Here is an 18,822-nt window from a genome sequence, read left to right on the forward strand (position 1 = left end):
GGGGGGGGCCCCCGCTGCCCCCTCCCCCCCGGGGGGGGCTCCCGGCGCCCCCCATTTCCGCGCGCCCACCCCCCCCCCCCGGCCCCGCGGGGGCCGGGGGGGGGGGGGGGCCCCCCCCGGGGCGGGGGGGCCCCCCGCCCGCAGTGATCTGCTGCCTGGCCTACCAGCGGTACCAGCGGTGCCTGCCCCCACTGGGGTGCGTGCCGCGCATGACGAAACCGAGCGCCCACACGACGAGGACGATCACCGCGACCCACCACAGAAGATGCAGGGCGAATCCCCCACCGAACAGGAGAAGTGCCAACAGAAGAACAATGAGCAACGGTCCCATGGTTATCTACCTCCAAGGAGCCGACTTCCCTGCTTTGAACATGCCATGCATCACCGCGCACGATTCTGTCCCGAAGGGAGTGGCCCGGGCGCCGGCCCTTTCGCCCCGGTCGGCCGACCGCCGGTCCGGATGTGCCGCGAGGTGAGCGCGCCGGGCGCGGATCGCGGCCGCGCGTGCCACCGGCTGCACGGCACCAGCCGTATCCCGGCTACGGCCACGTGCGCTCGTGGGGCGCCGGGCGCACGGTCCGGGGAGCGTACAGAAGACGTCAAGCTTCCCCCATGAGAGGGGCGCGCCGGGGACTCGGGCGTGAGAGTGAACGTGGGCGCCGGCCGGCGCCCAGGAGGTTCGGGGGGACGTCGTGGGGGATTTCTCGGGCATCGACCCGGTCGCGCTGAACAAGATGATCGCGTCGTTCGACGGCGACCGGACGCACTTACGGGAGCGCGTCTCGTACTGGAAGGGGCAGTTCGACCAGTGGGGGATGGACACCCAGCCGCTCGGTGAACTGCTGGGCATCTGCGGCTGGCTGGACGACGAGTCGCCGAAGCTGAAACGGCGGGAGAACCTGGCCGGGGTGATGGATGCCGGGGCGGGGCCGGGGACGCACATGGTGCAGATCCCCGAGCCGGTTGCCGAGACGTCCGCCCAGGCCCAGGCGGACGGCAAGAAGCTGGCCCTGGAGTTCAACGCCAACGACGGCGGCAACAGCAAGGCCGGGGACCAGTACCACGCCCTGGCACAGGAGTTGCTCGCCCACCAGGACGACCCGGACTTCTGCTCGGCCTTCTACGCCAACCTGACCCCGGCCGAGGCCACCACGCTGCCCACGCTGCTCGCCTCGACCGGCAGCAGCACCGCGGGCACGGACCTCGTGGTCTTCAGCCACGCGCTCGCCACGGCCACCAACGCCACCTACCCGGCGCCGGGCTTCGACAAGGTCGTCTCGTACTACACCTCGCCGCTGCCGAAGGGGCCCAACACCGCGGCCTGGGACCGGGCGGCGATGCTCCAGTACGGCACCTTCCCGACGGACTTCCTGGTCAGGACGACCAGGGCGAGCGGCCTCGACCGGTTCGGCAAGAACGCGGACCAGGACTTCCGCGGCAACGCGTTCGACGCCCAGGCGCTCGGGCTGCCGCAGGACATCGTCACCCTCGAACTGCGGGCGCTGTCGACGGACGAGGCCGCCACCCAGCAGGTCTTCGCGGCCATGGGCCAGGACCCCGGCAAGAGCAACCTCAACGGCAACCTCACCTCCCTCGCCGCCTACGCCAAGGCCCAGCACAACCCGGAACTGACCGCCGCCTTCCAGGCCACCCTCAACGCCGGTGCGGGCAACCGCTCCACGCAGGGCCCCTACGGCTCGTACTACGCCCCCGTCCTGCACACCGGCGCCGAGACCACCTTCGCCACCGCCGCCATGAGCGCCCTCACCGGCGCCCACGCCAAGCAGAGCGACTACCAGGACTTCATCACCACCACCTTCACCACCTTCGGCGCCCCCGCCGGCGCCACCCCGCAGCAGGCCGGAAACCAGGCCGCCTCGCTGCTGCGGCTCGCCGAGAACGCCGACCCCGCATGGCCCGCCACCCGCCCCGCCATCGCGTCCGTCGCCGACCAGGCCGAGGCGGGCAGGAACGACACGGGCTTCATGCAGGGCTACTACGGCAACGGCGGCGCCGATCTCGAAGCCAAGGTCGCCCTCGAACTCCACGCCATGGACGGCACCCACGGCAACACCGTCCTCAGCCCCGAATCCACCAGGATCCTCGGCGAGTTCGGCGACAACCTCGCCGCCGCCACCGTGCTCGGCGCGAAGGGCGACCTCCCGCAGTTCGACGCCAGGACCTTCACCGCCCCCCAGGACGAGTGGGCGGCGACCATGCTCCTCAAGTACGGTCCCCCCGGCGACCGGTGGGACCACACGTTCCTGACGACGATGGCCGACGCCACGCTGCACTGGGGCGCAGACCACCAGGTGATGCCCACCTTCCAGCCCGCCCAGCCGAACGGGGTGTGGAGCGACTGGATGGCCGACCCCCAGAACGCGTGGTACAGCGAACTCGGCCTGAAGAACGACTACCCCAAGCACACCTTCGACCAGGAGATGGGGATCACCCAGGCCATCGCCGACAACGACCCCCGCCTCGCCGTGCTCTCCAAGGTCGCGGGCAACCAGACCGCCGCACGCGACCTGCTGGCCGACCCGACGGACGGCCCCTTCGTGGCCAAGCAACTGGTCAGCGAGCAGTGGCAGCTCCCCCTGGGCCACGGGGACAACTCGGCCTTCCCCGCCAAGGTCATCCTGCTGGCCACCCAGCGCGGCACCGGCGACAAGACGGCCGACACCGCGGCGACCCAGGCCGCCGCCAACGTCTTCCAGGCCGCCGCGAACGACTACAAACCCGGCCGCAACATGTTCAAGGACGGCACCCAGGCACTCCCCCCGACACTGGGGGTCGCCCTCGCCGACGTCGCCGGCGCGTACGTACCCGACTTCACGAGCTCCCAGACGCACATCGGCGCGTCGGGGTTCTCCGTCGACCACGACGCGAACGGCCGGCCGCAGATCAACGCCGACCCCGCGGCCCTGAGCCTGCTCATGCACGACTTCATGAGCGACAACACCGAGGCCGCGGGAGCCTTCCGGGCCGCCGTGCACGCCAACATCGCCGTGGAGAGCGCCCGTCACAAGGACGACGGCTCCTCGAAGGACGCCTCCACGGTCCTCACCAACCTGGGGCGGCTCGACGGCAGCATCGACAACGTCATGAACGACCTGAAGTACCAGCCCGCGGCGAAGGCCGACGCGCAGGCGCAGACCGACGCGATGCTCACGTGGATCGTCGGGGGCGTGGCCAGTCCGCTCATTCCGACGGAGGGCCTTCCCACGCTGGTGGCGATGGCCAACGGGGGCGGCACCGCGTGGCTGTCGTACCAGTTCTCCGGCACCCACGCCGCCGCCGTCGTGGACGCCGCGCAGAAGACCGACTTCAATGAAGAGCAGTCGCTCCAGTTGCCGGCGGTCAACGGCCTCATCCACGCCGGGACGATCAAGCCGCCTCCGTACCCCTGGTACCACGACGGGAACTTCGACATGGCCAAGATGAACGCGCGCGAGTACAACGCGTGGTTCGACCAGTTGCCGCCGTCGCAGCAGAGCACGGCCAACCAGCTCTCCGACTACGCGAAGACGGGCCACTCGCAGACCACCGCCCAGCACGCGGGAAACTCGAACAATGTCAACCCGGGGAACTGAGGCCGTGACGGGTGCGGCCGCGGGCCGGGCCGGAACCGGAACGGGGCGGCGGCTCCGCCCGGCGCGGGGGCGGCGCAGGATGGTCGCCGCCGTCCTCGGCGCCGGGCTGCTCGCGGCGGCCGGGTGCGGAGGTTCGTCCGCGCCCGGGCCGGGACAGGCCGTACTGATCGGGACGTACGACAGCACCACCGTGGTCGGGCAGGTCCTGGCCGCGGGGCGCCCGCTGGGGGCGACCAGCGACAGCGCGGGCACCACCTACCTGCTCAACAGCCCGCTGATGGTCGGGCTGAGCACGGCGGGCAAGGGGACGTCCTTCGCCGCGACCGGTTCCTACTTCGACGCGGCGCTGACCGAGGGCCTCGTGGCGATGCCGGGCGGCGCGGTGCTGTTCGGGCACGGCGCCGAGGTGGTCCGGCTCGACACGGGGAGCGGAAAGACCTCGGTGCTGGCGGGCGACGCCCACCGGACCCGCGGCGACACCGCGTCCGCGCCCGCCACCGCCACCCCCGCGGGAGTCCGCTTCACCCGGAACGCCGTTCCGATCGGTGTGTCCCGCTCGGGCGCCGTCATGATCGTGGACGGCCGGGCGCTGTGGTCGCTGGCCGGCGGGCGGCTCACGCGCGTCTACCAGCAGCCGGCCCCCGCCGGGGGACGGGACGACAGCCTCATCGGCAGGGGCAGCGCCGTGACCGCCGACGGAACGGCCTACGTGCGCGCCGCGAAGAACACCCCCGCCACCCTCGCGGCCGTCCTCGTGGTCCCCCCGCACGGCACGGCGGCCCCGCTGTCCCTGCCGGCGTCGATCCCCGGCGTCAGCGGCCGCCCGGCCGACCTCACCCCCACCTGGCTCGCCCCCGACGGGGCGAACGGCCTCTACGTCCACGCCGCGCAGCCCTCCCCCGGCAAGGGCGACTACGTCCTCCACGTCCACGACGGCACCGCCACGCTGGTGATGTCCGCCGAACCCCCGGCGAGCGACGCCGGGACCGGCACCTGCCACGTCCGCCACCCCGTCGACGCCACCCGCTTCCCCTGCCCGCTGCCGACCACCCTGAGCTACCACGCCGGCCGCCTGGTCCTCGCGGGCGAGCGGCCGTACGCGGTACGGCTCGTGGTGAGCCGCGGGTGAGATCCGCCGGCGGGTGCCCGGCCGGAGCGGTCCGCCGAGGTCTCCGCGCGGCGAGCGCTTCCGGGCGGCGGGTGACCCGGGGCTACCCCGCGGTGGTGTGGAGGTAGACCGTGCAGTCCTTGCCGGGGGCGGCGTGGACCAGGACGTGCACCGCCTTTTCGGAGCGGCTGTACCAGGTGTCCGCCGGGGCGGGGCCGCCCGTGTCGGCCCACCCGTGCCGTCCGGCGAAGACCTCGACGTCCGCGGTGTCGGGGTCGGCCCGGGCCACCTCGTGCAGGGCGTTGCGTGAGGCGAAGTCCGGCACCGCCGTGCACGGCGTCGTGAAGACGGCGGCCATGGGGTAGGCGTCGTCCGCCGAGTCGGCGTAGTACCCGACGATCGTCACCGGTTCCGGGACCACGAGCCCGAAGTCGCTGAACGCCCGGGCGAAGCTGACGTCGGTCCTCGTGCCGGGGAACGCCTCGGGGTAGTGGTGCCCCGCCTCGCCCCCGCACGCGGCGGCCGAGGCCACCACCGCGGCCAGGACGGCACACGCCGCCGCCCCGCGTGCCGCACTCTCCCGCACCCCGGCCTCCCGTCCCGAGCCGTACGCCCCCGGGCGCCGGCGTCCTGTGCGCGGCCGCAGGCGGCCGGCGGTGTCGTTCCGCGGCGCCGGGCCCCGGCGTACATGGTGCTACGTGCGAGGCCCGCGCTGCCGGCCGGGGTGTCCGGCGTCCCGGGCACGAGGCCGTACGACGCGGGTTCCGGGCTGCGGTCAGCGGCGCAGCCCGTCCGCGTGGAGGGCCCGCCGGAGCGCCTGCACCGGGTACGGAATCTCCCTGCTCTCGTCCTGGATCCTGCCGTAGAAGTCCGTCATCACCGCGGCGAGCGGGGCGTGGCGGGAGAGGATCGCCCTGGCGGCCCGCGGGCCGTCGGGCGGATCCTGGCCCTCCGCACACGCGCGGACGAGTGCCTCACGTTCTTGCCGCTCGTATCCGTACAGAGCCGTGATCAGCCAGTTCACCAGCCAACTGACCGTGTAGCAGCGGTCGTAGGTGCTGTGCCGTTCGAAGAAGCCCTTCTCGGACGGTGACAGGTCGAACCGTGAGGAGAGGGCGAGGCCGTAGTCCGTGAAGTAGAGGCGCCGGCCGTCGGTGAGGATGTTCCGGAAGTGGGCGTCGAAGTGCAGGAGGCCGCGGGCGTTCATGAAGGAGGTGCCGGCCTCCAGTTCGCGCTCCACCAGGGGGAGGGCCCTGTCGGCGGATTCCGCACCGGCCCGCACCTGCTCGCCGAGCCACGTGTGGAGCGTCCGGGGGACGTACTCCAGGAACAGCGCGATGCTCGCGGAGGACCGCCGCAGGGCCTCGATGCGGCGGCGTACCTCGCGCCGGCCTCCCCAGAAGGCCACGGCCCGCTCCACGTCCGCGAGTTCTCCGGGAAGGGGGGTCGTGTCCGGCAGCACGCGCCAGTGGTACATCACCGGAAACCCCTGGTACTGCCCTGCGAGCACCCAGTTCGTCGTCATGGTGTGGACGGCGAGCTCCCGCCAGGCGCCGAAACCGGGCCCGCCGACGCCGTACTGGCAGAAGGTGGGAAGCCCGAACAGGTTGGCCGTGGAGCGTACGTGCTCCGGCGACCGCTCCCTGTCCGTGAGCGGCACCCGCTTCACGAAGACCGGCCGTCCGTCGACCTCCAGCAGCGCGGACTTCCCGCCGATACCGGCGCCGAGCGGCACGGCGGCGTCCACGAGCTCGGCCAGCCGGCGGTCACTGCGCAGGGCGAGTGAGGTCGACACCGCGCTGTACGCGGCCAGGCGCGCTTCTTCCGGCACATCGAGGTGCTCGGCTGCTGTCCGCATCGGAACGACGACCTCGTCTCCACCCCGCCGGCGAGTGTTTCACCGGCTGCTGCCTCTGCACTGTAGGTGCGGGCCGATGCGAAGATCAGCGGAATCGGCGGACGGTGCCGGTCGCCGCGGTTCGGCGCCCGCACCCGCGTGCCGCCCCCCTGGCGGCGCCACCCGCCCCGGGGCGGGGGCGCTCACGGGCGGCCCTGTCGTGAGTGGCTGGTTTCCGGCAGCGCCTTGCACCACTATTGGTGTGCAGCTATACATGGGTACGCAGGCACCGGGAAGTGCGCGGGGCACCCGCGGGTGGGAGGCAGGGGTCCATGGCGACGATGACGGCGGCCCAGCAGAGGGCACAGGCCAAGGTGGAGTACGACGCCTTCGTGGCGGCCTGCCCCAGCCGCAAGCTGCTCGACCGGATCTCCAGCAAGTGGGTCACCCTGGTCCTGTCCGCGCTCGGCAGCGACAGCACGCACCGGCCCGGCGCCGAGTGCACCGGCGGGCCACGGGTGATGCGCTACTCGGAACTGCAGCGCCAGCTGGCGGGCGTCAGCCAGAAGATGCTCACCCAGACGCTGCGCTCCCTGGAGCGCGACGGCCTGGTGTCCCGCACCGTGGTGCCGACCGTGCCGGTCACGGTCTCCTACGAGCTGACCGGTCTCGGCCTGTCGCTGTACGAGATGACGCGCGGCCTCAAGGCCTGGGCGGAGACGCACATGGACGACGTGCTCGCCCACCGCGAGACCTACGACTCGCACGCCGGCTGACCCGCGGCGGCGCGCTCGCCCGGCCCTCCGGGGCCCCGGGGTCAGGTGTCCCGGTCCTCCTGGTAGTCGACGCGCCGCAGCTGCTGGGCGAGGACGGAGAAGTGGGAGTGGCCGCGCCACGACTCGTGGTCGCCGATGACGATCAGCCGGCGCCTGGCGCGGCTGACGGCGACGTTGAGGAGGTTGGGCCTGGCCGCCGCCCAGCGCCGGGAGCCGTCCGCGTCCGGGTGGGTGCCGAGGACGAGGACCACCACATCGGCCTCCTTGCCCTGCGCCGTGTGGACGGTGCCCACCCGCTCCCACGGCACCAGGCCCCGCAGTTGCTGCGCCGCACGGGTCGCGACCTCCCGGAAGGGGCTGATGACGTAGAGCCGGTCGGCGGTCAGGCCCTCCCCGAGGAGGCGCCCGACGGCGGCGCTCAGCGCCCGTCCCTCGGCGGGCACCCACTTGCCCTCGGCCTGCGAGGAGCGCACGTGCCACCAGAAGCTCTCCCGCGGCGGCCGGAAGTCGCCCCGGTCACCGACTCCGTGGACCATGAGGCCGGCGTACGCGATGGTGTTGCTGACCGTGAACATCGGTTCGTCGCAGCGGCGGTGGACGCGGAGCGGGGAGCCGACCCACACCTGCGTCGAGCCGTCCGGCAGCTGCGCCGGCAGCGTCGTGCCCCACTGGCCGAGGCGGTCCGCGACCTGCTGCGCCGACGTCCAGGACGGCGCCCACTCCTGGGCGACACCGTGGTGCTCGCGCAGCCGCTGCTGGGCGGTCCAGGGCAGGACGACGACCGGCTCCAGCTGCAGCGGGTCGCCGACGAGGACGGCGCGGCGGGCGCGCCACAGCGCTCCCACCGGCATCTGCGGGGAGGCCTGGCCGGCTTCGTCGACGAAGAGCCAGCCCAGGTCGCCGCCGCCGAGACCGGCGAAGAGCCGGTCGTAGGAGGCGAAGGTGGTGGAGACCACCGGGACGGTGAGGAAGACGCTCTGCCAGGCGGCGCGCACCGCCTCGGGGGCGAGGTCCTTCGGGGCGCCGCCGCCGACGACCTCCATGGCGGCCTGGAGATTCCTGACCATGACGTCGCCCGCGGCGCTCAGGAAGGCGCGGTGCAGCCGGAGCGCCTCCAGGAAGAGCCGGGTGCGGGCCTCGGCGAAGGCGGTGTCGGACCAGGGCGCGGACTTCTCCCTGCGCTCGACGGCCGCCTGGCCGGCGTCCGCGGTGAAGTCCGCCGGGTCCGGGACGCTGTCCCCCCAGCGCTCGCGTGCCGTGCGGACGGCCGCCTCCAGGGCCTCCACGGCGTGCCGCCGCGTGTCCGCCGCCCCGGCCATGTGCTCCGCGGCGGCCAGGGTGCCGGCGGCCTGACGGTGCCGGTCACGCGCCGCGGAGGCCTCCTGGCCGGCGTGTTCGGCCGCCGCGGAGAGGCGCTCGTACGCCTCGTGCCAGGCGCGGCCCGCGCCGAGCAGGCTCCGCAGGCCGGCGGGCCGTACGGCCAGGTGGGCGCGGAGGTGTTCGCGGTGGCCGCGCTCGCTCTCGGCCGTGCGCTCGGCCTCCCGGAGCGCCTCGGCCTCCCGCCGCCGCAGGTCCGGTACGTCCCCTGCGGCCACCTGCGCGCCGGCCACCGCGACGGCGAGGTCCCGGCGGGCCTGCGGCAGTGCGGCGAGCGCGTCGGCCACCTCCTGCCGCTCCGCACGGAGCCGCTCGACCAGGCGCAGGGCGGCCCGGAAGCGCCGCCGGGCCCCGGCCCAGTCGACCGGGGCGGGCGTGCGGCCGTCCCGGCCGCTCAGCAGGTGCCACAGGCCCTGGTCGGTGGGCACGGAGCGGCCGGGCGCGCCGCTCGCGGTCGTCGTCCGCCGGCTGCCCCACCAGAAGCTCTGGACGAATTCCCCGCGGTTCCTGCGGTTGCCGAGCCGGGCGGCGACGGCGCCCCACGCGGGCTCTCCCCCGAGCATCAGGCTCGCCTGCTCGGCCAGGTAGCCGGCCTCCTCGTGCCACTGGGGTGCGATGGCGGCGAGGGACGGGATCTCGGTGGTGATGTTCTCCACCGCCCCGTTGTTGGCGGAGGCGACGACCATCTCGTAGCCGGTCAGCCGCGGCTTCAGCTCGCGGACGGTGCGCGCGTAGCTCTCGCTGCGCCAGGCGTGCGTCTTCCCGAACGCATCCCGGGGGTCGGTCAGTTCGGCCAGCGCGCAGGCCCGCTGGGTGACCAGGGCCGCGACGGCGTCGCGCAGCAGGGTGGTCTTGCCCGTTCCGGGAGGCCCGTTGACGGAGAAGACGCCGCAGGCCGCGCCCGTTTCGCCGAGCATCAGGTTCACCGCGAACTGCTGGCTGAGGACGAGCGGGCGGTCGGACGCCGAGGGCCACCTCCCCAGCGGGATCCGGTCGGGGCGCACCTCGGCCAGCACCTGCTCCGGATGGTCCCGTACGTCCCGGCGCCGCCCGGTGTCGACGCGCTCCGCGTCCGTGAGGTAGGCCGTGAGCGGCTTGCCCGCGCCCGACCGGGCGAGCGCGCCGGCGACCCGGTCGAGGTCGCCGGCGATGAAGCTGTTGAGGAAGCCCTCGCCCGCCGCCTCGTCCGCGCGGTCCTCCCTGACCTGGACGCTCTGCACGCGGGCCGCGTCCGGTACCAGGTCCTCCGCCACGTGGAGGCGGCCGGCCAGCCAGGCGGTGAAGGCGGCGACGGCGTCGAAGGTCACCGGGCGCGTGCCGAGGGCGGGAGCCGGCCCGCCGTCGCCCTCCACCTCCTCCTCCCCCTCCGCCGGCTGCTCCCCGCCGCGCCGGAGCCGGTCGGCCGCCCCCTGCGCGAGGGATTCGGCCGCCTCGCCGGCGGCGGTCCGCGCCGCCTCCCCGACGGCGCCGCCGAGCGCCTCCCCCACCAGGCCGCGCGCCAGGACGCCGATCCCCGAGACGGCGCCCCCGGTCACCGAGTCGGCGACCAGGGTGCCCGCGGCGGCCAGCAGGCTCCCGGCGCCGGAGCGGGCGCCGCGTACGGTGAGCTTCCCGTCCCCCAGGTCCAGCAGGCACCGCTCGTACTCCGCGGCGGCGGCGTCGAAGCCGTCCAGCCACCGCGCGTCGCCCGGCCCCGGGGTGCGGGTCCGGCCGACCGCCCAGGCGCACGACGAGACGCACACGGAGTCGGGCAGCAGCAGGCCGTCCTCGTTGACGGTGAAGGACAGCAGGGCGCTGGAGCCGCCCAGGCGCCCGTCGCGGTCCTCGGCCGCCGCCTCCGGGAAGACGTCGGCGAGCACGTCCCGCACGCGTTCGACCGGGAAGACCCCGCAGTACACGGTGTGCTGCCAGACGTGGTCCTTGCGCGGCCGCGGCAGGCCGCTCCCGTCCTCCCACGGCAGGGGGGCGTCCGGCCTGACCGCGACGACCTGGTCCCTGGGCCGGACGTCGGGGACCTTCTGCGGGCTGAACAGCTCGACCGCCCGCCAGAACCTCACGACCTCGGCCATGCGGCGCCGCTCACCGGTTCTCGGCGCCACGACGCCACCCCCGCCCCTTCGCCTGTGCGTCCCGGCAGTCACCTTAGCCCCGGGGGGAGCGGCCGCACCGGCCACCGGTCGCACGGGGCCGGGCGGGGCGAGTGGCAGGGGCGGTCAGCCGCCCGCGGGCGGCAGGTCGAGGCCGAGGTTCTCGCGCAGCGTCGTCCCGGCGTAGTCGGCGGCGACGATCCTCCGCTTGCGCAGCTCGTGCAGCAGCCCGTTGACGGCGAAGTCGTGCTGGCGCGGGTCGGCGAGCCCGCCGAGCATGACGACGTCCAGCACGCCCGCCCTGAAGCGCTCCTCCACCGCGTCGGCCAGCTGCTCCGGCGTACCGGCGGCCGCCCAGTGCCCGGTGTCCTGCGCGGCGACGACGAGCTCCCGCAGCGTGTAGCCCTGCCGCGCGTACGCCGCGAAGATGTCCACCCGGCCGCGCCGCCGGTTCACGGACGTGACGTCGGGCAGCAGGCTCTCCGGCAGCTTCGCGTCCAGCGGGAGCTCCGAGAGGTCGATCCCGCCGCCGAGCATGTCGGCCACCTGGGCCCGGCCGCGCTCGAAGTCGATCGCCTCGCGCCGCTCGCGCACCAGCCGCCGGGCCTCCTCCTCCGTGGCCCCGTAGGTGGCGTGGAAGGAGCTGAAGATCAGCGGCAGCCCGCCGGGACGGCCGAACTCCTCGGCCTGGCCGCGGATCTTGCGGGTGAAGTCCCGTGCGGTGTCCAGCGTGGGCAGCGAGGTGAACACCACCTCGGCGTAGCGCGCGCCGAGCGTCCGGCCGGCGTCGGACTGCCCGGCCTGGAACTGCACGGGACGGCGCTGCGGCAGCGGCGGGATGTTGAGCGGCCCGGCCACGGAGAAGTAGCGGCCGCGGTGGTCGATGGGGCGGACCCGGGCGGGGTCCAGTACCGCGGTGCCGCCGGGCCCGCGGGTCAGCGCGCCCGGCTGCCAGCTGTCCCAGAGCGCGTTGACGACCTCCAGCGTCTCGGCGGCGCGCGCGTAACGCTCCTCGGGGCCCGGCAGGGCGCCGGGGCCGAAGTTCTCCTCGCCGAGCGAGGACGTCACCAGGTTCCACGCGGCCCGCCCGTTGCTGACGTGGTCGAGCGTGCCGAACAGGCGCGCCAGGTTGTACGGGTGGTGGAAGGTGCTCGACACGGTGGCGATCAGACCGATCCGCGAGGTCACGGCGCTCAGCGCGGACACGAACACCAGCGGCTCCTGCGAGCCGATCGCCCCCTGCGCGCCGAAGCTCAGCAGGTCGGCGGTGAACAGGGCGTCGATCCGCGCGGCCTCGGCGAGCGCCGCGACCCGCACGGCGGTGTCGAGGGTGGACCGCTCCGGGTCGACGGCCAGGTCGTACGTCTCGGACACGCCGCCGGCTCCGGTCACGGTCTTCAGCGTCCTGGGGGGCTTCGCGCTCACAGGTCGTCCCTTCTCGGCCGGTGCCGTGGGCACCGGTGGGGTCATGGGGTCGCGGCAGGGGAGGCCGGCGGCGGGCGGCGGGCGCGCGCGCCGGCGCCGTCCCGCGCACAGGGGTGCGCGAGACGGGGGAAAGCGAAAAAGGGGTGAGGGTCGCCGTCAGGAGCGGCGGTGCGTCAGCGACAGAGCGCGGTGTGGGTACGGCACAGGTCGACGTGGCGGCGCTTCGTGCAGCCGGGCCGCACGAACGCGGCTCCGGCCGGGACGACGCGCGAACCCTTCACGACCACTCCGATCGGCCCGCCCGCGAGGGGCCGGCCACCATTCCGCGGGCCCGGGTGCCTCCCGGCCGCGTGATCCGTGTTGACGGTGCGGGACGAACGTACGCGGCGGGCGGCGGGCCCTGTCAAGCCCCCTCGGCTCCTCCGGGTCGCGCGCCGGGTGCGGACCCGCCGGGGCGCCGCCGCCCCGGGACGCACGGTGCGGACGCCATCGGCGGTGGGCGCGGCGGCGCACCGCACGGCCCCTCCGCGCTGACGGCGCGGTGCGGCGGCCGTGACGGGCGCGCCCGCGGTGCGAAAACGCGTTGCCGGCGGGGAGGGGGCGGGGGAAGGTGGGCCGATGAGCAGTGACGAGGACGCGCGGCGGGCCGCCCACGGCGTGGCCGACCTCTTCGCCGGGGAGCGGCTGATCGCCGTGCCGCGGCGGCCGGCCCGGCGGGTGCAGCTGCTCGGCTACCTGGCCGCCCGGCTGTTCACCGGCGGGCGGGTCTACACCGAGCGCGAGGTGAACGAGGCGCTCGCCACCGTGCACGGGGACACGTCCGCGCTGCGGCGGTACCTGGTCGAGGAGGGCTTCCTCGGGCGCACCCGGGACGGCTCGGTCTACCAGCGCCTTCGCTGAGCGCGCGGCGGCGGGACCGCCTCCGGACGGGCGCAGGGGCGGGGGCGGACACGGCAGGACGAGGTGCGCGCCGGGGGCGTGCGGGGGGCGTGCGGAGCCGAAAAGGCTTGGACCGCTGCGCGGGCGGGTCGGCAGACTGCCGGGTCCGGGAATCCCGGGAGGGACGACGACACGCGGAGGTGGGATGAGCTCGTCTGACGCGCGTGAGGAGCCCGCACGGGGCTCGGTGCGGCTGGCGCTGCGGTATTACGGGCGGGAGCTGCTGCGGCTGCGCTGGCTGACGGTTCCGGCGATGCTGCTGCCGGCGGTGGGGAACATCGGGATCAACTACGTCGCCCCGCTGGTCGTCGCCGTGCTCGTGGGGCATGTCGCCTCCGACACGGGCGGGGCGGTGGGGCCCGCGGTGCCGTACGTGCTCGTGTTCGCCGGGGTGCTGCTGGCGTCGGAGGGCTGCTGGCGCATTGGGGTGCACTGCCTCAACCGGCTGGGCGCCGACGGCATTGAACACCTGTACGTCACCGGCATGGACGAGCTGTTCGCCAAGGACGCCGTCTTCTTCCACGACAACTTCGCCGGCGCGCTGACCAAGCGCGTCCTGAGCTTCGCCTCCCGCTTCGGGGAGTTCGCGGACACGCTGACGTTCTCGGTCGTGGGCAGCCTGGTGCCGCTGCTGTTCGGGTCGGTGGTGCTGTGGCGGTACCAGCCGCTGCTGGTCGTCGCGCTGCTGTCGCTGATCGCGCTGACCGCGCTGTGCGTGGCGCCGCTCATCCGGCGCCGGCAGGCGCTCGTCGACCAGCGGGAGGCGGCGATCGCACGGGTGTCGGGGCACGTCTCCGACGTCCTGATGAACATGGACACCGTGCGGGCGTTCGGCGCGGAGGAGCGCGAGGCGGCCGAGCACCGGTCGCGCGTCGCGTACTCGCGGCGGCTGTCGCTGCGGTCGTGGGACTACGGCAACCTGCGCATCGACACTCTGGTCGCGCCGCTGTCGGTGCTCACCAACGCGCTCGGCCTGCTGCTCGCGATCACGCTCGGCGGGGGCCGGCACGGCGTGGAGGCGGTCGTGGTGGCGTTCACGTACTACAGCAACGCCACCCGGATCATGTTCGAGTTCAACCAGATCTACCGCCGTCTGGAGAGCTCGATGACGGAGGCCGCACAGTTCACCGGGCTGCTGCTGACGAAGCCCACGGTGCTCGACCCGGCCGAGCCGGAGCCGCTCGCGAACCGGGGCGCCGGCCTCCGCTTCGAGCGGGTGACCTTCACGCACGGCGGCGCCCGCCCGGGCGTGGAGCCGCTGTTCGAGAAGCTCGACCTGACCGTGCCCGGCGGGGCGCGGGTGGGCCTGGTCGGGCGGTCGGGCGGCGGGAAGACGACGCTGGCCCGGCTGCTGCTGCGGATGACGGACATCGACGACGGGCGGATCACCGTCGGCGGCCAGGACATCAGCCGGATCCGGCAGCGCGACCTGCGCAGCCTGATCTCGTACGTGCCGCAGGACCCGGCGATGTTCCACCGCTCCCTGCGGGACAACATCGCCTTCGCGCGGCCGGACGCCACCGACGCCGAGATCCGCCGCGCCGCCGAGGCCGCGCACGTCACGGAATTCGCGGACGCGCTGCCGGACGGCTTCGGCACGATGGTGGGCGAGCGCGGCGTGAAGCTGTCCGGCGGGCAGCGCCAGCGGGTCGCGCTCGCCCGCGCGATCCTGCGCGACGCGCCCGTCCTGCTGCTGGACGAGGCCACCAGCGCGCTGGACTCGGAGAGCGAGATCCTCGTCCAGGAGGCGCTGTGGCGGCTCATGGAGGGACGGACCGCGCTCGTGGTGGCGCACCGGCTGAGCACCGTGGCCGGTATGGACCGGCTCGTCGTCCTCGACCGCGGCCGGATCGTCGAGCAGGGCACCCACCAGCAGCTGCTGGAGCGCGACGGCGCCTACGCGAAGCTGTGGCGCCACCAGTCGGGCGGCTTCCTCGACGACGCGGAGGCCGGCCCCGGGGCCCCCTCCGGTTCCGCCCCCGCCCCCGCGCGGCCCGTCCTGCCGTGACGGGGCGCGCGGGGGCGGTGGGGGCCGTCCTCTAGGGTCGGACGTGGCCCGGGCCGGCGGCGGAGCCGGTCGGCGAGGAGAGGAACCGTTCATGCGCGCCCGGACAGCCGGCGCGGCCACCGCAGCAGCACTGGCTCTGGTGGCCGCCCGTGACCTCATCCAGAAGAAGCACGCACTGCTGCGGAACTACCCGGTCGTCGGGCACGCCCGGTACCTGCTGGAGCGGCTCGGCCCGGAACTGCGGCAGTACATCGTGACCTCCAACGAGGAGGAGCGGCCCTTCACCCGCGACCAGCGGACATGGGTCTACGCCTCGGCGAAGGGCGAGAACAACTACTTCGGCTTCGGCACCGACGCCGACGTCGAGCACATGCAGGGGCACGCGTACCTCAAGCAGCGCACCTTCGCCGCCGGGCTGCCCGGCACGCGGGACCCGCAGGCGCCGCTGCCCTCGGCGAAGGTGCTGGGCGGGCCGCGCGGGCGGGCCGGGGCCTTCCGGCCGGCGAGCGTGGTCAACATATCCGCGATGAGCTTCGGCTCGCTGTCGGGTGCGGCGGTCACGGCGCTCAACAAGGGCGCCGCGCTCGCGGGCGCGATGCACAACACCGGCGAGGGCGGCCTCTCGCCGTACCACCGGGCGGGCGGCGACCTGGTGCTCCAGATCGGCACGGCCTACTTCGGCTGCCGCGACGCCGAAGGGCGCTTCGACCTCTCCCGGCTCAAGGACCTGGTGGCGTCCGGCCCCGTCAGGGCGATCGAGATCAAGCTCTCGCAGGGCGCCAAGCCCGGGCTCGGCGGGATGCTCCCGGGCGCCAAGGTGACCCCGGAGATCGCCGCCATCCGCGGCATCCCGGCCGGCCGGGACTGCGCCTCGCCCTCACGGCACACGGCCTTCGGCGACGTCGACTCGATGCTCGACTTCGTCGAGACGCTCGCCGCCGAGACGGGGCTGCCGGTGGGCATCAAGAGCGCGGTGGGCGAGCGGGACTTCTGGCAGGAACTCGCCGCCCTCATGGCGCGCGGCGACCGCGGGGTCGACTTCGTGACGGTCGACGGCGGCGAGGGCGGCACCGGCGCCGCCCCGCTGACCTTCACCGACTCGGTGTCGCTGCCCTTCCGCATGGGCTTCTCCCGGGTCTACGGCGCCTTCGCCGAGCAGGGGCTGACCGACCGGCTGACCTTTATCGGCTCCGGCAAGCTCGGCCTGCCGGAGAACGCCGCGGTGGCCTTCGCGCTCGGCGCCGACATGGTCAACGTGGCCCGCGAGGCGATGCTGTCGATCGGCTGCATCCAGTCCCAGAAGTGCCACACCGACCGCTGCCCCACCGGCGTCGCCACCCAGAACCCGTGGCTGTCGCGCGGTGTCGACCCCGAGTCGAAGGCCGAGCGCGCGGCCGCGTACCTGCGCACGCTGCGCAGGGAACTGACGAGGATCTCGGGGGCGCTGGGCGTGGCGCACCCGGGGCTGATCACGGCGACCGACATCGAGATCATGAACGGCGACTACGACGCCCGCACGCTGGCCGGCGTCTACGGCTACAAGGACGGCTGGGGCGAGCTCGGCCCGGAGGCGGCCGCCGGGATCGCCCAGGTGATGCGCGCGCAGGCGTGACGGGGGCGGCCGGTCACGGCGTGGGGGTCGCGCGCTGGAGGACGGTCAGGGCCTGCTGGTCGGCCAGCGCGATGGCCAGCTCGCCGGCCGCGGTCGGGTGCAGCGGCGCCCTGCCCGCGGAGTCCTGGACGAACGGCTGGTCGGTGCACAGGGTGTGGCCGGAGAAGTCGGGGCGGACGCCGGTGAAGTGCAGGGTCTGCGCGCCGCTCTCCAGCACGTCGTTGATGTCGGCCAGCCGGGAGTCCAGGACCTTGACCTTCTCCGGGGTGAGCCCGTCCTTCTCCAGGCACTTGGTGTCCGGCCCGAAGGGGTCGTAGTACGCGTTGATCAGCACGTGCGGGTGGTGCGGGAGGGCCGCGAGCTGCTGGAGCAGGTCGAGGTAGTTCTGCGTGAAGGCGGCGAGCCGCTCGGTGAAGTACGCGGTGGACGCCTTGTCGTCGCACACGGGTGACTTCGCGCACAGCCCCGTCAGCGCGGCCCAGTTCATGTCGTTGGCGCCGATGCTGACGATGACCGTGGACGCGCTGGTGGCCCGCTGGGCGACGGCCAGCTGGGGCGGGACGACGTCGTCGCCGCGGGTCTGCACGCCGAGGACGCCGTCGGTGACGGTGGCGCCCTGGCAGGCGAGGTTCAGCACGTTCCAGCCGTTGGCGGAGGCGAGGTCGGCGGCGAAGGAGTCGGCGCTGCGGCCGCACGTCCGGTCGGTGGCCGTCGGGTGGTCGACCAGGCGGTTGCCGATGCCCGCCGCGGTGGAGTCGCCGAGCACGACGGCGTTGACGTCCCGGAGGGCCGGGCCCTTGGCGGCGGGCACCGGCTGCGTGGGCGCGCGGCCCACCAGGTCGTCCAGCGAGTGGACCTCCCGCAGGACGCGCGGGGTACCGGACGCGAGCAGGTAGATCCCCACGGCGTTGACCGCGCACACCGACACCACGCCCGCCGCGACCATCGTCAGCATGGCCCGCCGCGACGCCCTGCGGACCCCGGCGACCGCCACGGCGATGACGGCGGCGCACCCGGCCGCGACGAGGGACTCCCACAGGCAGTACCGCAGCCACCCCGAGCCCAGCTTGCGGCTGAGGTCGGGCAGCAGCGCGCCCGCGTCGCCGACGTCCGAGCCGAGGCTGATGTGGGTGAGCTTCAGGCGGGGACGGATCGGCCCGTCGAAATGCGGCCGGGTGGCGATGGCCTCGCCGAACAGGTCCAGCTGCCCCGGCCCCGACATGCTGCGCCCCGGCTGCACCGCCCCGACCGACACCGTCTGCCCGGCCGCCGACACCGACTGCATGGGGGTGAGCTGGACGGCGAGCCAGATCGACGCCCCGCACAGCAGCACGAGCGCGACGGCGGCCACCAGGACCCGACGGATCCGGCGCAGCCACCTCGCGGCCGGTTCGCTGACTCGCACGCTCCCGTCACCTCCGTCGCGCCACCGACGCGGGTGACCTCTTCCGTACCGTTCCCGCGCTCCTGCCCGTCCCCTGCCGCCCTACGCAGGCCCCCGCCCCACGGTCCGGAAGCCGCGCACCGCCCCGGGACCGCGGTCTCAAACGGGGCGAAGGCGCATGAAGCGCCTTCCATGACTGTACTCCCCCCTTTTCGGCCATGCCCCTGTCATCACCCGGCCGCCGCCCGGCCCGCCGCGGCGGGCGGGAGGACGGGGATGCGGCACGTACCGGTCGGGCCCGCCGGGACTCCGGCGCCGGAGCGGGCGCCGCTCACCTGCCGGGCGGACGCCCGGGCGCCGTCCGCGGCCGCCGGGCACCCCGCGCTCCCCCCGCCGGTCGTCGCCGGGCTGCTCACGGATCCGGACCCGCAGGCGGCCATGGCGGCCGCGGCCGTCCCGGCCCTGTCGGCACCGCCATGCCGGCTCTGCCCGCGGGGTGCTGACGGGCCGTACGACACGGTTCTCCGAATGGCGCCCGGTCAGCGGCGTCACGGGTGCACATGATACGCAAAGCGGACTTATGCGACTGTACAGAAAGCGGGTTTGCGGGGCATAATCGCCGCCTGGGCCAACTGGCCCCGGATCACAGGACTTTTCGGCGGCGAGACGCCTCGCA

At 74.3% G+C, this 18,822-nt stretch carries 12 protein-coding genes; 6 read left to right on the top strand and 6 right to left on the bottom strand.

Annotation, left to right across the window (positions count from 1 at the left end; genetic code table 11):
* Positions 1-160 precede the first annotated feature (160 nt).
* Positions 161-331, bottom strand: a complete 171-nt coding sequence (locus ACH4SE_RS36250) for a hydrophobic protein (RefSeq protein WP_398547846.1) — start codon at positions 329-331, stop codon at positions 161-163.
* A gap of 361 nt (positions 332-692) precedes the next feature.
* Between ACH4SE_RS36250 and ACH4SE_RS36255 the strand changes: the two genes are divergently transcribed.
* Positions 693-3,593, top strand: coding sequence for a hypothetical protein (locus ACH4SE_RS36255; protein ID WP_398547847.1), 2,901 nt, complete (start codon positions 693-695; stop codon positions 3,591-3,593).
* Positions 3,594-3,672: 79 nt separating this feature from the next.
* Positions 3,673-4,722 (top strand): hypothetical protein, encoded by a 1,050-nt coding sequence (locus ACH4SE_RS36260; protein ID WP_398547848.1) that lies wholly within the window; start codon positions 3,673-3,675, stop codon positions 4,720-4,722.
* An 82-nt stretch (positions 4,723-4,804) separates the two neighbouring features.
* Here ACH4SE_RS36260 and ACH4SE_RS36265 read toward each other — a convergent pair whose 3' ends face one another.
* Both ACH4SE_RS36265 and ACH4SE_RS36270 read right to left on the bottom strand, forming a co-directional pair.
* On the bottom strand, positions 4,805-5,287 hold the full coding sequence (locus tag ACH4SE_RS36265) for a hypothetical protein (RefSeq protein ID WP_398547849.1): 483 nt from the start codon (positions 5,285-5,287) through the stop codon (positions 4,805-4,807).
* 189 nt (positions 5,288-5,476) lie between these two features.
* Entirely contained in the window at positions 5,477-6,559 is a 1,083-nt protein-coding gene (locus ACH4SE_RS36270) for a protein kinase family protein (RefSeq protein WP_398547850.1), read from the bottom strand.
* A 311-nt stretch (positions 6,560-6,870) separates the two neighbouring features.
* Here ACH4SE_RS36270 and ACH4SE_RS36275 point away from each other — a divergent pair, with 311 nt between their 5' ends.
* Positions 6,871-7,314: a winged helix-turn-helix transcriptional regulator gene (locus ACH4SE_RS36275; RefSeq protein ID WP_398547851.1), complete on the top strand. Its 444-nt coding sequence runs from the start codon at positions 6,871-6,873 to the stop codon at positions 7,312-7,314.
* Positions 7,315-7,355: 41 nt separating this feature from the next.
* Here ACH4SE_RS36275 and ACH4SE_RS36280 read toward each other — a convergent pair whose 3' ends face one another.
* Both ACH4SE_RS36280 and ACH4SE_RS36285 read right to left on the bottom strand, forming a co-directional pair.
* Positions 7,356-10,790, bottom strand: coding sequence for a DEAD/DEAH box helicase (locus tag ACH4SE_RS36280; protein ID WP_398547852.1), 3,435 nt, complete (start codon positions 10,788-10,790; stop codon positions 7,356-7,358).
* Positions 10,791-10,904: 114 nt separating this feature from the next.
* On the bottom strand, positions 10,905-12,203 hold the full coding sequence (locus tag ACH4SE_RS36285; protein ID WP_398547853.1) for an NtaA/DmoA family FMN-dependent monooxygenase: 1,299 nt from the start codon (positions 12,201-12,203) through the stop codon (positions 10,905-10,907).
* 618 nt (positions 12,204-12,821) lie between these two features.
* On the opposite strand from ACH4SE_RS36285, the gene ACH4SE_RS36290 reads away from it, so the two are divergent.
* The 3 genes from ACH4SE_RS36290 (at position 12,822) to ACH4SE_RS36300 (ending at position 16,762) form a co-directional block, all read left to right on the top strand.
* Positions 12,822-13,103: a DUF2087 domain-containing protein gene (locus tag ACH4SE_RS36290; RefSeq protein WP_398547854.1), complete on the top strand. Its 282-nt coding sequence runs from the start codon at positions 12,822-12,824 to the stop codon at positions 13,101-13,103.
* Between the two features lie 184 nt (positions 13,104-13,287).
* Complete coding sequence (locus ACH4SE_RS36295; protein ID WP_398547855.1) at positions 13,288-15,150, top strand: ABC transporter ATP-binding protein; 1,863 nt, start codon at positions 13,288-13,290, stop codon at positions 15,148-15,150.
* 91 nt (positions 15,151-15,241) lie between these two features.
* On the top strand, positions 15,242-16,762 hold the full coding sequence (locus tag ACH4SE_RS36300) for an FMN-binding glutamate synthase family protein (RefSeq protein ID WP_398547856.1): 1,521 nt from the start codon (positions 15,242-15,244) through the stop codon (positions 16,760-16,762).
* Between the two features lie 13 nt (positions 16,763-16,775).
* Here ACH4SE_RS36300 and ACH4SE_RS36305 read toward each other — a convergent pair whose 3' ends face one another.
* Complete coding sequence (locus tag ACH4SE_RS36305) at positions 16,776-18,167, bottom strand: GDSL-type esterase/lipase family protein (protein ID WP_398547857.1); 1,392 nt, start codon at positions 18,165-18,167, stop codon at positions 16,776-16,778.
* Positions 18,168-18,822 lie beyond the last annotated feature (655 nt).

Origin of the sequence: Streptomyces sp. NPDC020983 (assembly GCF_044333485.1) — a bacterium.
Lineage (GTDB): Bacteria > Actinomycetota > Actinomycetes > Streptomycetales > Streptomycetaceae > Actinacidiphila.

What these genes read in the sequence shown, in the direction of transcription:
- ACH4SE_RS36260 (WP_398547848.1), top strand. Translation starts at nt 3,673, where the DNA reads ATGGTCGCCGCCGTCCTCGGCGCCGGGCTGCTCGCGGCGGCCGGGTGC.
- ACH4SE_RS36275 (WP_398547851.1), top strand. Translation starts at nt 6,871, where the DNA reads ATGGCGACGATGACGGCGGCCCAGCAGAGGGCACAGGCCAAGGTGGAG.
- ACH4SE_RS36270 (WP_398547850.1), bottom strand. Translation starts at nt 6,559, where the DNA reads ATGCGGACAGCAGCCGAGCACCTCGATGTGCCGGAAGAAGCGCGCCTG.
- ACH4SE_RS36300 (WP_398547856.1), top strand. Translation starts at nt 15,242, where the DNA reads ATGCGCGCCCGGACAGCCGGCGCGGCCACCGCAGCAGCACTGGCTCTG.
- ACH4SE_RS36290 (WP_398547854.1), top strand. Translation starts at nt 12,822, where the DNA reads ATGAGCAGTGACGAGGACGCGCGGCGGGCCGCCCACGGCGTGGCCGAC.
- ACH4SE_RS36250 (WP_398547846.1), bottom strand. Translation starts at nt 331, where the DNA reads ATGGGACCGTTGCTCATTGTTCTTCTGTTGGCACTTCTCCTGTTCGGT.
- ACH4SE_RS36295 (WP_398547855.1), top strand. Translation starts at nt 13,288, where the DNA reads ATGAGCTCGTCTGACGCGCGTGAGGAGCCCGCACGGGGCTCGGTGCGG.